This window comes from Agrobacterium larrymoorei (genome assembly GCF_013322225.1).
Classification (GTDB): Bacteria; Pseudomonadota; Alphaproteobacteria; order Rhizobiales; family Rhizobiaceae; genus Agrobacterium; species Agrobacterium larrymoorei_A.
The window spans coordinates 54,703-68,918 of record NZ_JAAMFB010000019.1; the positions used below are offsets into that span (position 1 = coordinate 54,703).

Here is a 14,216-nt window from a genome sequence, read left to right on the forward strand (position 1 = left end):
CTTTCGTTGTCATGTGACTTGGAAGCTGAAAAACGCTAAAGTTTCGAGCGCGTCTGAAAGCGCATGGTTCCATGGGACGTCGCTGCCGTTTTGAGAAACGGTCGCGGAAAGGAGAAACCAATGACGACTATTCACCCCGCATTGAGCCCCGACAATGTCGCCGTCATCACCGGTGCCGCCTCCGGCATCGGTCTGGCCGCCGCACGGAAATTCGCGAAGCTCGGCATGAGCGTCGCGCTGGTCGACCTCGACGGTGAAAAGCTGCGAGCCGCCCAAGTCGAAATCTCAGCAGAAGCCAAGGATGGCGAAGCGCAGGTCGTTTCAATCCCCACTGACGTTTCCAAGCTCGATGAGCTGGAGGCGCTCGAAAGAACAGTCATTCAGCGTTTCGGTCGCGTCCATGTTCTGATGAACAATGCAGGCGTCCAGCCCGGCAGCGCGATCTTCGGCCCGCAGCCAAACTGGGAAAAGGTTCTCGGCGTCAATCTCATGGGCGTGGTCAATGGCAGCCGCGTCTTCGGCATGGGCATGATCGCGCACGGCGAACCCGGCCTCATCATCAACACCGGCTCGAAACAGGGCATCACCACGCCGCCCGGCGACCCTGCCTACAACGTGTCAAAGGCAGGCGTGAAGGCATTCACCGAAGCGCTTCAGCACGAGCTGCGCAACATGCAGAATGGCAATATTTCCGCTCACCTGCTTATCCCCGGCTTCGTCTTCACCGGCCTGACCGCCAATGGCCGCACCGAAAAGCCATCGGGCGCATGGACGCCGGAGCAGACAGTGGATTTCATGGTCGAAGGCATCGGCAAGGGCGATTTCTACATTCTTTGCCCGGACGGCGAAGTGGACCGACAGTTGGACGAAAAGCGCATCCTGTGGGCGGCAAATGATATCGTCCAGAACCGCCCGCCGCTGTCACGCTGGCACAAGGATTATGCCGATGATTTCCGGTCGTTTCTGAAGGTCTGACATGCGGGGTAATCTTGAGTGAAGAGGAATTGGCAGGCTCTCAAAACGGCGTTATGAGTAGACGCTTGAACCCTTGATAATGGTGCCGCCGTGGACTTCATACCGAGCCTGCCAACTCTCATTGCCTTCACCGTCGCCATCTTGCTGCTGGCCGTTACGCCCGGCCCTGATATGACGCTCTGGATCAGCCGCTCCCTTAGGGAAGGTCGCACATCCGGCTTCATGACGCTGGTGGGTACCAATCTAGGGATTACAGTGCATACGATGCTTGTTGCATTCGGTGTAGCGGCATTGATCGTTGCCTCTCCCACAGCCTTCCTCGTGCTGAAGACAGGCGGAGCCGCCTATCTCGTGTGGCTCGCAATCCAGGCGATCCGCAAAGGCTCCAATTTCGTCATGGAGCGTCCAAAGGAGCAAAAGACTGAAGCTTCGTTGATGTCGGCATTGCTCAATGGGCTCTGGGTCAACCTGCTCAACCCCAAGATCATCATCTTCTTCATGACTTTCCTGCCGCAATTCGTCAGCGCCACGGACCCTCATGTCACCGGCAAGCTGATCTTCCTCGGCCTCTGGTCGATCATCGTCGCCCTGCCCATCGGCATCGGCATCGTGGTCGCCGCCGACTCGTTGTCCGGCTGGCTGCAAAGAAATCGCAAGGTCCTGCGCGGGCTGGATTATACGATCGCTGGTGTCTTTTCGCTGTTCGCGGTCAAGATTTTCCTGACGCAAGCGAAGTAACAAAAAGGCGCCTTACCGGCGCCTTTTCCTTATCCAATCAGCAACTCGTCATCATCGAGCTTCTGTCCGCGTATCTTGCGGAACATTTCGATCAGGTCTTCAACCTGAAGACCCTTGCGGCTTTCACCCGACACATCCAGTACGATTTCACCGGCATGGAGCATGATGGTGCGGTCGCCGTAATCGAGCGCCTGACGCATGGAATGCGTGACCATCAGTGTGGTGAGCTTGCGTTCTTCCACCACCTTGCGGGTCAGCTCCATGACGAATTCGGCCATGCCCGGATCAAGCGCTGCGGTATGTTCATCGAGCAGCAGAACGTCCGAACCAGCAAGCGTCGACATGACGAGCGAGACTGCCTGACGCTGACCACCGGAGAGGAGGTCCATACGGTCCTTCAAGCGGTTTTCCAAACCAAGACCCAATGACGCGATCCGCTCCCTGAAGAACTCGCGGCGACCGCCGCCAAGCGCTGGCATCAGACCACGGATTTTACCACGGGCTGCCGCCAGCGCGAGGTTTTCCTCGATTGTCAGCGCGCCACAGCTACCCGCCAGCGGATCCTGAAACACGCGGGCCACCTGTCCTGCCCGGCTGGCAGTCGGCTTGCGCGTGACGTCCGCGCCGCCAATCGTAACCTTACCAGCGGTGGGCAGAACATCACCTGCCAATACGCCGAGTAGTGTCGATTTGCCCGCGCCATTGGAACCGATAACGGTGACGAAAGAGCCATCCTCGATGGTGAGATCGATCTTCGCCAACGCCTGCTTTTGCAGCGGCGTGCCTTTGCCGAAAATGACCTGAATATCGGAAAGCGAAATCATGATGCGGCTCCCCCACGGCGCAGGCGCGGCAGGATAAGCGCAACGGCAACCAGCACGGCGGTAACGAAATTGAGGTCGGAAGCCTTCAGGCCCAGCGAATCGCTGGATAGCGCAAGCTGGATCGCCAGACGATAGGCGATCGACCCGAAGACGCAGCCGATCAGCGCAATCAGGATGCCGCGGGAACCGAACAGCGTTTCACCGATGATGACGGCAGCAAGGCCGACGACGATGGTGCCCACACCGGAGGTCACATCAGCAAAACCATTGGTCTGGGCAAACAGTGCGCCACCGAGAGCCACAAGCGCATTGGAAATCGCCATGCCGAGATAAATCTGGTTGCCCGTTTTGATGCCCTGAGCGCGCGACATGCGGGCGTTTGCACCGGTTGCGCGCATGGCAAGGCCCGCGTCGCTTTCCAGAAAGCGCCAGACGAGGATGACGGCAATGATGACCAACGCACCGACAAATAGCGGACGCACCAGATATTCAGAAACGCCTAGCCCGTAAAACGGCTCAATCACCGTTTCCTGATTGAGTAGCGCGACGTTCGGCTTGCCCATGACGCGCAGGTTCACCGAGAACAGCGCGATCATGGTCAGGATCGAGGCCAGGAGATTGAGGATCTTGAAGCGGACATTCAGCACCGCCGTCACGATACCGGCACCAGCACCGGCGATCATCGCCACACCTGTCGCGAGCCAGGGGTTGAGCCCCGCAATGATCAGCACCGCCGCCACGGCAGCGCCGAGCGGAAAGGAACCGTCCACGGTCAGATCGGGAAAATCGAGCACGCGGAAAGCGAGATAAACGCCGATAGCGACGAAGGCAAACACCAGCCCCAGTTCGACGGCACCCCAGAAGGCGATTTGGCTCACAGCAGAAAGTCCTTGGTTTTTCGCCCGCAGAGGCGGGCGATTATCTTACAGTCGTTAGACCGTTATTCGAAGCGCCACTTCTGTCATCATGCACGGGCCTGTCCCGAGCATCTACAACGTCGCAAATATTTCGACCTAAGTAGATCCTCGGGACAAGCCCGAGGATGACGGAGATAACGTGGCGGCGTCTCTATTTATTCGATCACCTTGGTCGCACGCTTCGTCACGCTCTCCGGGAAAGTCACACCAACCTTTTCGGCAGCTTTTTTGTTCAGAACGAGATCGGTACCAACGGCAACGGTCGCAGGAATGTCGCCTGGCTTTTCACCCTTGAGGATGCGAACGACGACGGCGCCCGTCTGCTTGCCAACATCGAAGTAGTTGAAGCCGAGAGCGGCGACTGCACCACGCGCTACGGAATCCGTATCGGCGGCAAAGAGCGGGATCTTCGCCTCGGCAGCAACACCGGCAGCAGCTTCGAAAGCAGAGACTATGGTGTTGTCGGTCGGAACGTAGATAACATCTGCCTTGCCAACCAGCGCGCGCGCAGCACCCTGAACTTCGGCAGACTTGGTGGCAACGGATTCGACGACCGTCAGGCCAGCCTTCTCGGCTTCAGCCTTCAAAAGCTCCAGCGTTGAGACCGAGTTAGCTTCAGCAGAATTATAGATGTAGCCAACAGTCTTTGCGTTCGGCGCGATTTCCTTGATCAGCGCCAGATGCTCGTTGACAGGTAACGCATCGGAAAGGCCGGTGACGTTGCGACCCGGCTTTTCCATCGACTTGATCAGCTGTGCGCCGATTGGATCAGAAACTGCTGTGAAGACGACAGGAATGTCGCGGGTCGCAGCGGCAACAGCCTGAGCGGATGGCGTGGAGATCGGCACGATGACGTTCGGCGCATCGCCGACGAACTGGCGGGCGATCTGCGCTGCGGTGGCTGTATTACCCTGCGCGGACTGGTAGACGAATTTCAGATTTTCGCCTTCCTTGTAACCAGCTTCCGCAAGTGCAGCCTTGACGCCGTCGCGGGCAGCGTCGAGTGCCGGATGCTCCACAATTGCGGTAACCGCTACAGTTACGTTTTCCGCTTTGGCGGGCATTGCGAGTGCAGTGGCCGCTGCCATTGCCAGAATAAGTGCGCGCATGGGTATCCTCCGATTGTTTTCATTCCTGCTTCCTTTAGAAAAGCGTCGGAACGAAATCAATCGCGCAAGACTGATCGAATTGATCAATTCTTCTGCTATTTAGTCGTCGGCACCGTGATTGGCGATCATCATGGCCTCGAAAGCCAGACGCTCGGTCTTGCGCATGCGCTCCGATTCCGACTTCAGCTGACCACAGGCCGCGAGAATATCTCGCCCGCGCGGCGTTCTGATCGGAGATGCATAACCCGCCTGATTGATGAAGTCCGCGAACTTCTCGATCTGCGCCCAGTCGGAACACTGATAGTTCGTGCCCGGCCATGGGTTGAACGGGATGAGATTGATCTTCGCAGGCACGCCTTTCAGAAGCTGCGTCAGCATCTTGGCGTCTTCCAGACTGTCATTGACGTCCTTCAGCATCACATATTCAAAGGTGATGCGGCGCGCATTGGAAAGACCCGGATAGTTGCGGCAGGCTTCGATCAGCTCTTTTAGCGGATACTTCTTGTTGATCGGTACCAGCATGTCGCGCAGCTCATCGCGCACGGCATGCAGCGAAATTGCCAGCATCACGCCAATCTCATCTCCCGTGCGGAAGATTTCCGGCACGACACCCGAGGTCGAAAGCGTGACGCGGCGCTTGGAGAGCGACAGGCCATCGCCATCGGTCGCTATCAGCAATGCCGTCTTCACATGCTCAAAATTATAGAGCGGCTCGCCCATACCCATCATGACGATGTTGGACACCTTGCGGCCTTCGGCAGGCATGATCGTTCCCTGTGGCGCTTCGCGATCCGGGAAATCGCCCAGCCGGTCACGCGCCACGAGAAGCTGGGACAGAATTTCCTCTGCCGTCAGGTTACGCACCAGCCGTTGCGTTCCGGTGTGACAGAAGGAGCAGGTCAGCGAGCAGCCGACCTGACTGGAGATGCAGAGCGTGCCGCGACCTTCTTCGGGGATATAAACCGTCTCGATTTCCACCGGGCGCCCTGCACCACGGGGCGGAAAGCGCATCAGCCATTTGCGCGTACCGTCGTTGGAAACCTGCTCCTCAACGATTTCTGGCCGGGCGATGGTGAAATGGTTCTTAAGCTTTTCGCGCAGTTCCTTCGCCACATTGGTCATGTGGTCAAAGTCGGATACGCCCCGCACATAAAGCCAATTCCACAGCTGGCTGACGCGCATCTTGGTCTGCTTCTGCGGCACACCGATGTCCATCAGCGCATCCGCCATTTCCTCGCGCGTCATGCCAATCAGCGTCGGCTTGCCGGACATCAGGTCGGCATTGGCAACCAAGGGGTTTTTGATCGCCAGGCCAGCAGTCGTTTCAAGTGCGGACATCGTCCTATCCCATCATCCAATGCAACGAGATACCGGCCTGTCGAAACGGCGGAAGGTCGTCTGCATGTTGAGAAAATGACGAGCGACACGATTGTTTGCGCAGGCACTCGTCTGTGTTGGGCGGGCATCTACCATCAAATCGGTAAAAACGCAAATGGCCGGTCAAAGACCAGCCATTCGGAAAACGCGATGATACGCTTGCTTACTTGCAGCTTTCAATCTGTTTGAATGCAGCGGAGATGCCAGAAAGCGAATAGGAATAGGATGTTGCGGTTCCGCGACCCGACGTCGCCTTGACCGTCATCGTCTTTCCGCCCTTCATGGCGGCAACGAGCGCGGGTTCTTCCGCAGCGTTCTCGACCCAGGCAGCCTTGTCCTTGGTAAACATGACGAAGTTTTTGTTGTCGATCGTCACATTAACCTTGGAGCCTTCCTTGAGAGGATAGCCAACCATGGCCTGCGGCTCGTAGGAAATGTTCTGACCCGGGCGCTGCGAGACGATGAAGAAGATATCGCCATGGTCCACGCTTGCGGGCTCCTTGGCGGTTGGGATCGAAAGAACATAGCAAACGGTGCTGTTACCCGACTTGTACGAATAGGCACCCCAAGCATTGAACTGCTGGATGCGCGTGGGCGACTGTGCAGAGGCAATGCTGACACTTGTCAGCAAAATGGCGGCTGCGGTTGCTACACTTCTTACAAACATTGAATTTCCTGCCGGGTTATAGTCTTGCAGTTGGCCGAACGGCATTGGCCGGGCCGGTGCTAGGTGAAGTCCGTCATCACTGATATTGGCCAAAGACGGTTACCAAACCGTCAACACCAACACTAAAAGTCGTAGAATGAATGGGGCAGAACGTCCCAGCACCTTCTCTGAGCAAACGCAAAAAGCGCCTGCCCCCAAGGTATGACACAAGAATTCAGGCAAGAATTTGTCAGGATTTAGAGCGGTTCCGAACGGGACATCACAGACCCGTTACTCATCCTTCAACCGCTCAAGGGCAGCATCCGCAGCATCGTAATGCTCCATTTTGATATGGGCGCGGATCATGGCCAGTGCCGCCGTCAACACGGCAATGTCATCGGTGAAGCCGATAACCGCAAATACGTCAGGTACAACATCCATCGGCATGATGAAGTAGCCGAGTGCTGCCAGCAGAATGCCCTTGGCACGAAATGGCGTATTGCTGTCCGTCGCACAATAATAGGCCGCTGCCGCATCGCGGGCGAACGGCACCTTCGTCACCACTCGCTTGAGCTTGGGCCAGAACTTGGCACGCACGTCCTGTTCGCGTTCCTCTTGCTGGTCCGGTTCGCCGGGCAAGAGAATTTCACCGATCTTTACGTCGTCCATGATAGTCGGTCCTCTGGTCATGGAGAATGATATAATGTGCGTTAGTGTCCATTCAATCGCTGCGGCCTGAAGCGGCGTTCTGCATCGCAGTCGCAAGCAGTATGTCACGTTCAGTCACGCCTTGAGAATCATGGGTGGTGAGGCAGACCTTGACGCGGGAATAGACGTTCGACCATTCCGGGTGATGGTTCAGCTTCTCCGCAACAAGCGCGCACTGTGCCATAAACCCGAATGCTTCAGCGAAATTGGCAAACTTGAACGCACGGACGATGGCAAGCCCGTCCTCGCGCAATGACCATCCTTCAAGTTTGGCAAGCTCGCTTTCAATGGCATCTTTCTCTAATCTCGGATATTGCATCTACCTCACCTCATCTAAGACCGTGGCATTCATGAAACGCACGAGCATCCTTTTTGTTTGCATGGGAAACATCTGTCGCTCACCTTTGGCAGAAGGGATTTTCTCGCATTTGGTCAAGGAGGCTAGTCTGGGCGAAAACTTCGTGATTGCTTCCGCAGGAACGGGAGGATGGCACGCTGGGAACCCTCCTGATCCGCGCTCCATTGCCATCGCTTATCAGCACGGCATCGATATTTCACAACAGCGAGCGCGTCAGGTTCGCCCTGCCGATTTCGAAAATTACGATCTGATCCTCGCTATGGATGAGGACAATCTCTCAAACCTTCGATCGGTCTGCCCGCAGCGACATCATCAAAAGCTGCGTCTCTTCAGCCAATACACTTCGGGTCAAAACAAGAACGTGCCTGACCCGTATTATGGCGGAGAAGACGGCTTTTTGACCGTCTACACCATGCTTTTGGCCGGATGCACATCCCTGCTCGAGAAGGCGACCGAAGATCGCGCCTCGTGCAGCGGAAACGCTTCCTCCACGATGTAGGGCCCGCCGCCGACCGATTCCTTGGAAGACATCAGCACAAACCGCCCGACGGTAAAGGGCGAAGTGCGAAAATCGCCGCGACCGGAGAGATAGTGCACGACATCGTCCAGTCGAGAATTACGCAGCCGCGCAAGTGTAACATGCGGGGTAAACTTGCGCGGGTCGGGCGCAAGCCCAAGACGCTGGCAGATGCGCTCGATTTCGCCTTGCAACGCATTCATCTCCGGGGAAGGCGTTACACCAGCCCAGATGGAGTGCGGTTTTTTCGAGCCGAAGGACCCTATACCAGTAAGATTGATCTGGAATTCCGGGCGTTCGATCCGGTCCAGCCTGTCCACCACCTCATCGGCGGTACGTCCGTCGATGTCTCCGATGAATCGAAGGGTGATGTGATAATTCTCCACGTCAATCCACCGGGCACCCGGCAGACCACCGCGCAACAATGAGAGGCTCATGGCCGCATTGCGCGGAATTTCGAGGGCGGTAAATAGTCTCGGCATGGCGAGCTCCCCGAATCTTTGCAGAACAACTGTAGCGAATCATGCAACGCCTGCTGGCGCAAGCGCTTATTTCTTTTGCGCACCGATAGTATTAACGAAGGCCTCCACAGTCGGCAGCGATTTCTCGACCATCACGGCAATCCCTTTCGTGTTGGGATGCATTCGGTCCTCCAGCTGCAGGGTTTCATTCGTCACCACGCCATCCAGGAAAAAAGGATAGTGCGGCAGTTTATATTTATCAGCCAATCGTTGATAAATCGGGTTGAACTGCTTGGCGTAGTCATCGCCCATATTCGGCGGCGCCATGATACCGATCAGCAAAACAGGGATGTTGCGCTTTTGAAAACCGGCAATGATCGTGTCGAGATTTTTCTCGGTTTCCGCAGGCGATATGCCGCGAAGCGCGTCATTTGCACCGAGCTCCAGGATAACTCCACCGGTGCCATCGGGCACAGACCAATCCGCGCGCGCCAGTCCGCCTGAACTCGTGTCACCGGAAACACCGGCATTGGCAACACTCACATTCATGCCCTTCGCCTTTAGCGCCGTTTCTAGCTGCGCTGTATAGCTGTCGGTCGGTGGGAGCTGATATCCCGCCATCAAACTGTCACCTAAACCAACGAGTTGTACGGAGGTTTCCTGCGCATGAGCAGAAATACCGGAGAAGAACGCGCAACCAATGACGATGAAGTGAGCGGCAACGGCTTTAAAATTCATGGCGGCCTTCCTAATTTGTCAGGCTAATCAAACTTTCCGATTGCCTCTTTCCGTATATAGGAACGCATAACGTGACGAAAAGCATCATCGAGCTGAAAAAGGCCGACCTGACCCTTGGCAATGCCGCCGCTTCCGTTCACGTTCTCAAGCATATGGACTTGAGCATAGATGAAGGCGAAGCCGTTGGGATCGTGGGTCCATCGGGCTCTGGCAAGTCTACGCTTCTGATGGTTCTGGCAGGCCTGGAGCGGCTCGATAGCGGCCAGATCACGATTGCGGGAACAGGACTTCACAATCTCGGAGAAGATGCGCTAGCTGATTTTCGCGGCAAGAACATCGGCATCGTCTTCCAGTCTTTTCACCTCATTGCCAATATGACGGCGCTGGAAAATGTCGCGGTCCCGCTTGAACTCGCTAACGTTCCGAAACCCTTCGAAATCGCCGAACGGGAACTGAAGGCGGTTGGACTTGGGGAACGCCTCCATCACTATCCCGGCCAACTGTCCGGTGGCGAGCAACAGCGCGTCGCCATCGCCCGCGCACTCGCCCCTTCACCGGCAGTCCTGATCGCAGACGAGCCGACCGGCAATCTTGACACGGACACCGGCAAGCAGATCGCAGACCTTCTGTTTTCCAAGCAGGCCGAGCGCGGCATGACGATGATCCTCGTCACTCATGACCCGTCGCTCGCCGCCCGCTGCTCGCGACAGATCAAGGTTCGCTCCGGCGAAATCGAAGGTGACAGCACAAAGACGCTAGCCAAACAGACGGTTTCAGCATGATCCCTTCAATGAAGAACATTCGGAACGCCTTCCGCCTTGCCCGCCGCGAAATTCGCGGCGGTTTTCGTGGTTTCTACATCTTCCTTGCCTGTATCGCGCTTGGGACTGGTGCCATCGCCGCCGTGAATTCCGTTTCCCGCGCTGTCACCAGCGCCATTGCGACCGAGGGCCAGTCAATTCTGGCTGGTGACGTGCGCTTCGAACTGCGCAACCGCGAAGTCACGGAAAAAGAGCGCGCCTATATCGACGGTCTGGGCGACGTCTCCGAATCGAGCGGTCTGCGCTCAATGGCTCGTTTGGAAGACGGATTACAACAGACCCTTGCCGAAGTGAAAGCTGTAGATGGCGCGTATCCTTTGTACGGCACATTCGAAGCGAGCCCACAGGCGCCATTGCCGGAACTCATCGCGAAACAAGGTGATAGCTTCGGGGCGGTTGCAGCGCCTCTTCTGCTTGAACGTCTCGGTATAAAAGTCGGCGACGAACTGTTACTCGGCAATACCCGTCTGAAACTGACGGGTACGGTTGTCACCGAGCCGGACGCCCTATCAGATGGATTTGGCTTTGCTCCGCGCCTGCTGCTCAGCCGCGATGCGCTTGTTGCGTCAGGCCTGATCCAGACCGGTAGTCTGGTCGAACATGCCTACAAGGTTCGCCTCAATGACGCGGCGAAGCGTGCGACGATTATCGATGATACAAACCGCGAGTTCCCCAATGCCGGATGGTCGATCCGCACAAGCGACCGTGCCGCTCCATCGCTCACGGACAACGTCAATCGCTTCTCGCAGTTTTTAACGCTGGTCGGCCTCACTGCACTCATCGTCGGCGGCGTCGGCGTGGCGAACGCCGTTCGCGCCTTCCTCGATTCCAAGCGCACGACCATAGCCTCGCTGAAATGCCTCGGCGCGCCGGCGAGCGTCGTAACGATGACCTACCTGTTCCAGATTGCCTTTATCGCCTTCATCGGCATTGCAATCGGCCTGACATTCGGAGCGATTACACCGCTCGTCGCCATGCGCTTTCTGGAAGGTGTCTTGCCGGTTCCGAATGAGCTGGCCTTCTATCCTGGCGCACTGATCCTCGCCGCCGTTTTCGGCCTGCTGACGACGCTCGCCTTCGCAATTCTTCCGCTTGGTCAGGCCCGTGAAGTTCCCGCAACCGCGCTGTTTCGCGAGCAGGGGTTCGAGGAGAGTCGACTGCCATCCTGGCCATATATCGCCGCCATGGGTATCTTGCTGGCGGTTCTTGCAAGCCTCGCCATCTTTTCCGCCGAAGATCGCTTCATCGCTTCGGTTTTCCTTGGCGCAATTGCCTTTGCCTTCGTCGTTCTTCGTCTTGTTGCGTGGGGCATTCGGGCAATTGCGCGCCGCAGTCCGCGTGTCCATTCCGCCGCACTGCGCCTTGCCATCGGTAATATCCACCGCCCCGGCGCTCTCACGCCGTCCGTCGTGCTCTCACTTGGTCTTGGCCTTACGCTGCTGGTCACCCTGACGCTCATCGATGGCAATCTGCGCCGAGAATTGACTGCCAGCCTGCCGGAGCGTGCTCCTAACTTTTTCTTCGTCGATATTCAGGGAACGGAGCGAGATGGCTTTCGCGATCTCGTGAAAAAGCAAGCGCCGGAAGGCACCCTTACCGAAGTTCCGATGCTGCGCGGACGCATCCTTGCGCTCAATGGGCAGGATGTCACAAAGATCGAGGTGCCGGCGTCCGGTCGCTGGGTGCTGCGCGGTGATCGCGGCATCACCTACTCGAAAGATTTACCCGAAAACGCCACGCTTGCCGAAGGGACCTGGTGGGAAAAAGATTACAGCGGCGAACCTCTCGTCTCATTTGCAGCCGAGGAGGCGGGTGAACTCGGCCTGAAGATCGGCGATACCGTTACCGTCAATGTGCTGGGCCGCAGCATCACCGCGAAGATCGCCAATCTGCGCAATGTCGAATGGCAGTCGCTGTCTATCAACTTCGTCATGGTGTTCTCGCCCAACACGTTCCGCGGCGCACCGCATGCATGGCTGGCCACCTTGGCAGATCCGTCCGCAACACCGGCACAGGAAGGCGAAATCCTGCGGGCCGTGACCAATACCTATCCCACCATAACGACGGTTCGGGTGAAGGATGCGCTCGATGTGGTGGATCGTCTCGTGGGCCAGTTGGCCACAGCGATCCGGGCTGCCGCAGCCGTGGCCCTCATTGCTTCCGTACTCGTGCTTGCCGGTGCGCTTGCCGCCGGAAACCGTGCACGCACGCACGATGCGGTAATCCTGAAGACGCTTGGCGGTACACGCGCCATGCTGATCCGTGCTTTCTCCTACGAATACATGATCCTCGGTCTGGCAACTGCTATTTTTGCGCTGTTTGCCGGTGGTGTCTCGGCGTGGTTCGTCATTGCCCGGATAATGAAGTTGCCGTCCAGTTTCTTACCGGATGTTGCGATTGGGACGATTATCGTTGCTCTTGTCATGACGGTCGGTATCGGACTGCTTGGCACGTGGCGCGTTCTGGGGCAGAAAGCGGCACCGGTTCTAAGGCAAACAGGCGAATGAGAGTAAAAGTTGTGCGCTACTTAACTTTTACGATTAATTGGCCGTTTTCATCGCCAAAACGTTATCGCTTTTCGCGCATGTGGTGTTTTTTCGGCTTTTTGGGCTCTTGTAAGTCAAATGAGATACCATCATATTCTTCGATAGGCTTGCTGTAGCTCCGCAGCGGCGCCTGGGATATGATCGCAAGACGGTCATCGTCCCGACACCGTAGGGATTTCGGAGCTCAAAAGAGGAAACAATGGCTAACTTCAACAATTACCAGAACCGTGTGGCTCAAGGCCGTGCGCAGTCTGGTGCGGCGATCGATGAAGGTCTTCGCACCTATATGGTCAAGGTTTATAACCTGATGGCCGTAGGTCTGGCTATCACCGGCTTTGCAGCTTTCCTGACTGCAATGCTGGCGACGACGAATGATCCTTCCGCGGCTGTCGCCACGCTCGGCAACGGCAAGATGCTGACCGGCCTGGGTGCAGCGCTTTACAGCTCGCCTTTGCGCTGGGTTGTCATGCTCGCCCCGTTGGGTCTCGTATTCTTCCTTAGCTTCCGCATTCAGAAGATGAGCGTTCCGGCCGCGCAGGCGACATTCTGGGGCTACGCTGCCCTGATGGGTCTGTCCCTGTCATCGATCTTTCTGGTCTACACCGGTGAGAGCATTGTTCAGACGTTCTTCGTGACGGCTGCCTCCTTCGGCGCACTGTCGCTTTACGGCTACACCACGAAGAAGGACCTGTCCGGCATGGGCTCGTTCCTGATCATGGGTCTGTTCGGCCTGATCATTGCATCGATCGTCAACATCTTCCTGCAGTCGTCCGCCATGGGCTTCGCGATCTCCGCCATCGGCGTGTTGATCTTCGCTGGCCTGACCGCTTACGACACGCAGAAGATCAAGGAGATGTATTTCGAGGGTGACGACACCGCTTCGATGGGCCGCAAGGCTATCATGGGTGCGTTGACGCTCTACCTCGACTTCATCAACCTCTTCACATTCCTTCTGCAGTTCCTCGGAAATCGCGACGAATAAGCAGAGAGAGATGAAACGAAAAAGGCGGCAACCAGCCGCCTTTTTTTTATGCGTATCACTTTGGATTTTTTCTCTTCGAGATCAAGCAATCCGGGACTTGCGTTACTCAATGAGTTTCAGGGCTTTGTCGAACACCTTCAAAACCTGTGGGAGCTCATGCCCGCGCTTCAATATACGGCCGTCCGTGTTGACGACACTATAGGCGCCCTGCTTGGCTGCAAGCTTGGGGTTCTTTTCGATCCGGTATAGCGGCATCTCGCCGGAACGTTTGAAGACGGAAAAGACTGCTTTGTCTTTCATATGGTCGATTGCGTAGTCCCGCCATTCGCCTTCACCAACCATTCGCCCGTAGATGCGCAGGATCGCATCCAACTCGCGGCGGTGAAACGTGATGGGTAGAGGGTCCTTGCTTTGCCGATATTCCCGAAGATCGATAACGGTCGAATTTTCCGACGACGAGCCTCTTCGTTGCAAATCCGGCTGATCCGCCATCAGTCAA

The 14,216-nt window shown here is 56.8% G+C and carries 16 protein-coding genes; 6 read left to right on the top strand and 10 right to left on the bottom strand.

The window, feature by feature from the left end:
- Window positions 1-120 precede the first annotated feature (120 nt).
- Window positions 121-975: an SDR family NAD(P)-dependent oxidoreductase gene (locus G6L28_RS11935; protein ID WP_174063999.1), complete on the top strand. Its 855-nt coding sequence runs from the start codon at window positions 121-123 to the stop codon at window positions 973-975.
- Between the two features lie 90 nt (window positions 976-1,065).
- The gene (locus G6L28_RS11940) at window positions 1,066-1,713 is read left to right on the top strand and encodes a LysE family transporter (RefSeq protein ID WP_174064000.1); all 648 of its coding nucleotides are present in this window, start codon (window positions 1,066-1,068) and stop codon (window positions 1,711-1,713) included.
- A gap of 29 nt (window positions 1,714-1,742) precedes the next feature.
- Here the strand turns inward: G6L28_RS11940 and G6L28_RS11945 are convergent, their stop codons facing one another.
- The 7 genes from G6L28_RS11945 to G6L28_RS11975 form a co-directional block, all read right to left on the bottom strand.
- Window positions 1,743-2,537: an ABC transporter ATP-binding protein gene (locus tag G6L28_RS11945; protein ID WP_174064001.1), complete on the bottom strand. Its 795-nt coding sequence runs from the start codon at window positions 2,535-2,537 to the stop codon at window positions 1,743-1,745.
- Complete coding sequence (locus G6L28_RS11950) at window positions 2,534-3,415, bottom strand: ABC transporter permease (RefSeq protein ID WP_174064002.1); 882 nt, start codon at window positions 3,413-3,415, stop codon at window positions 2,534-2,536. The genes G6L28_RS11945 and G6L28_RS11950 overlap by 4 nt, the downstream gene beginning before the upstream one ends.
- Before the next feature lie 194 nt (window positions 3,416-3,609).
- Window positions 3,610-4,563, bottom strand: a complete 954-nt coding sequence (locus G6L28_RS11955) for an ABC transporter substrate-binding protein (protein ID WP_174064003.1) — start codon at window positions 4,561-4,563, stop codon at window positions 3,610-3,612.
- Window positions 4,564-4,662: 99 nt separating this feature from the next.
- Entirely contained in the window at window positions 4,663-5,835 is a 1,173-nt protein-coding gene (rlmN, locus tag G6L28_RS11960; RefSeq protein ID WP_234902556.1) for a 23S rRNA (adenine(2503)-C(2))-methyltransferase RlmN, read from the bottom strand.
- A gap of 268 nt (window positions 5,836-6,103) precedes the next feature.
- Complete coding sequence (locus G6L28_RS11965) at window positions 6,104-6,607, bottom strand: invasion associated locus B family protein (protein WP_174064005.1); 504 nt, start codon at window positions 6,605-6,607, stop codon at window positions 6,104-6,106.
- Between the two features lie 270 nt (window positions 6,608-6,877).
- On the bottom strand, window positions 6,878-7,255 hold the full coding sequence (locus G6L28_RS11970) for a YkvA family protein (protein WP_174064006.1): 378 nt from the start codon (window positions 7,253-7,255) through the stop codon (window positions 6,878-6,880).
- Between the two features lie 52 nt (window positions 7,256-7,307).
- Window positions 7,308-7,613, bottom strand: coding sequence for a 4a-hydroxytetrahydrobiopterin dehydratase (locus G6L28_RS11975; protein WP_174064007.1), 306 nt, complete (start codon window positions 7,611-7,613; stop codon window positions 7,308-7,310).
- 31 nt (window positions 7,614-7,644) lie between these two features.
- Here G6L28_RS11975 and G6L28_RS11980 point away from each other — a divergent pair, with 31 nt between their 5' ends.
- Window positions 7,645-8,151, top strand: a complete 507-nt coding sequence (locus G6L28_RS11980) for a low molecular weight protein-tyrosine-phosphatase (protein ID WP_174064008.1) — start codon at window positions 7,645-7,647, stop codon at window positions 8,149-8,151.
- On the opposite strand, the gene thpR is transcribed toward G6L28_RS11980, so the two are convergent.
- Both thpR and G6L28_RS11990 read right to left on the bottom strand, forming a co-directional pair.
- Complete coding sequence (gene thpR / locus G6L28_RS11985; protein ID WP_174064009.1) at window positions 8,058-8,651, bottom strand: RNA 2',3'-cyclic phosphodiesterase; 594 nt, start codon at window positions 8,649-8,651, stop codon at window positions 8,058-8,060. The two genes, G6L28_RS11980 and thpR, sit on opposite strands and share 94 nt — an antisense overlap.
- Before the next feature lie 66 nt (window positions 8,652-8,717).
- Window positions 8,718-9,368: an arylesterase gene (locus G6L28_RS11990; protein ID WP_174064010.1), complete on the bottom strand. Its 651-nt coding sequence runs from the start codon at window positions 9,366-9,368 to the stop codon at window positions 8,718-8,720.
- Window positions 9,369-9,439: 71 nt separating this feature from the next.
- Between G6L28_RS11990 and G6L28_RS11995 the strand changes: the two genes are divergently transcribed.
- From G6L28_RS11995 to G6L28_RS12005, 3 genes are all read left to right on the top strand, one after another.
- A complete protein-coding gene (locus G6L28_RS11995) occupies window positions 9,440-10,150 on the top strand; it encodes an ATP-binding cassette domain-containing protein (protein ID WP_174064011.1) in 711 nt (236 codons plus the stop codon).
- Window positions 10,151-10,158: 8 nt separating this feature from the next.
- The gene (locus G6L28_RS12000) at window positions 10,159-12,696 is read left to right on the top strand and encodes an ABC transporter permease (protein WP_234902546.1); all 2,538 of its coding nucleotides are present in this window, start codon (window positions 10,159-10,161) and stop codon (window positions 12,694-12,696) included.
- Window positions 12,697-12,934: 238 nt separating this feature from the next.
- Complete coding sequence (locus G6L28_RS12005) at window positions 12,935-13,717, top strand: Bax inhibitor-1/YccA family protein (protein WP_174064013.1); 783 nt, start codon at window positions 12,935-12,937, stop codon at window positions 13,715-13,717.
- 102 nt (window positions 13,718-13,819) lie between these two features.
- Here G6L28_RS12005 and G6L28_RS12010 read toward each other — a convergent pair whose 3' ends face one another.
- Complete coding sequence (locus tag G6L28_RS12010; protein ID WP_174064014.1) at window positions 13,820-14,209, bottom strand: DUF2794 domain-containing protein; 390 nt, start codon at window positions 14,207-14,209, stop codon at window positions 13,820-13,822.
- Window positions 14,210-14,216: the final 7 nt, after the last annotated feature.

What these genes read in the sequence shown, in the direction of transcription:
- G6L28_RS11935 (WP_174063999.1), top strand. Translation starts at nt 121, where the DNA reads ATGACGACTATTCACCCCGCATTGAGCCCCGACAATGTCGCCGTCATC.
- G6L28_RS11945 (WP_174064001.1), bottom strand. Translation starts at nt 2,537, where the DNA reads ATGATTTCGCTTTCCGATATTCAGGTCATTTTCGGCAAAGGCACGCCG.
- G6L28_RS11955 (WP_174064003.1), bottom strand. Translation starts at nt 4,563, where the DNA reads ATGCGCGCACTTATTCTGGCAATGGCAGCGGCCACTGCACTCGCAATG.
- rlmN (WP_234902556.1), bottom strand. Translation starts at nt 5,835, where the DNA reads ATGTCCGGCAAGCCGACGCTGATTGGCATGACGCGCGAGGAAATGGCG.
- G6L28_RS11965 (WP_174064005.1), bottom strand. Translation starts at nt 6,607, where the DNA reads ATGTTTGTAAGAAGTGTAGCAACCGCAGCCGCCATTTTGCTGACAAGT.
- G6L28_RS11970 (WP_174064006.1), bottom strand. Translation starts at nt 7,255, where the DNA reads ATGGACGACGTAAAGATCGGTGAAATTCTCTTGCCCGGCGAACCGGAC.
- G6L28_RS11975 (WP_174064007.1), bottom strand. Translation starts at nt 7,613, where the DNA reads ATGCAATATCCGAGATTAGAGAAAGATGCCATTGAAAGCGAGCTTGCC.
- G6L28_RS11980 (WP_174064008.1), top strand. Translation starts at nt 7,645, where the DNA reads ATGAAACGCACGAGCATCCTTTTTGTTTGCATGGGAAACATCTGTCGC.
- thpR (WP_174064009.1), bottom strand. Translation starts at nt 8,651, where the DNA reads ATGCCGAGACTATTTACCGCCCTCGAAATTCCGCGCAATGCGGCCATG.
- G6L28_RS11990 (WP_174064010.1), bottom strand. Translation starts at nt 9,368, where the DNA reads ATGAATTTTAAAGCCGTTGCCGCTCACTTCATCGTCATTGGTTGCGCG.
- G6L28_RS12000 (WP_234902546.1), top strand. Translation starts at nt 10,159, where the DNA reads ATGAAGAACATTCGGAACGCCTTCCGCCTTGCCCGCCGCGAAATTCGC.
- G6L28_RS12005 (WP_174064013.1), top strand. Translation starts at nt 12,935, where the DNA reads ATGGCTAACTTCAACAATTACCAGAACCGTGTGGCTCAAGGCCGTGCG.
- G6L28_RS12010 (WP_174064014.1), bottom strand. Translation starts at nt 14,209, where the DNA reads ATGGCGGATCAGCCGGATTTGCAACGAAGAGGCTCGTCGTCGGAAAAT.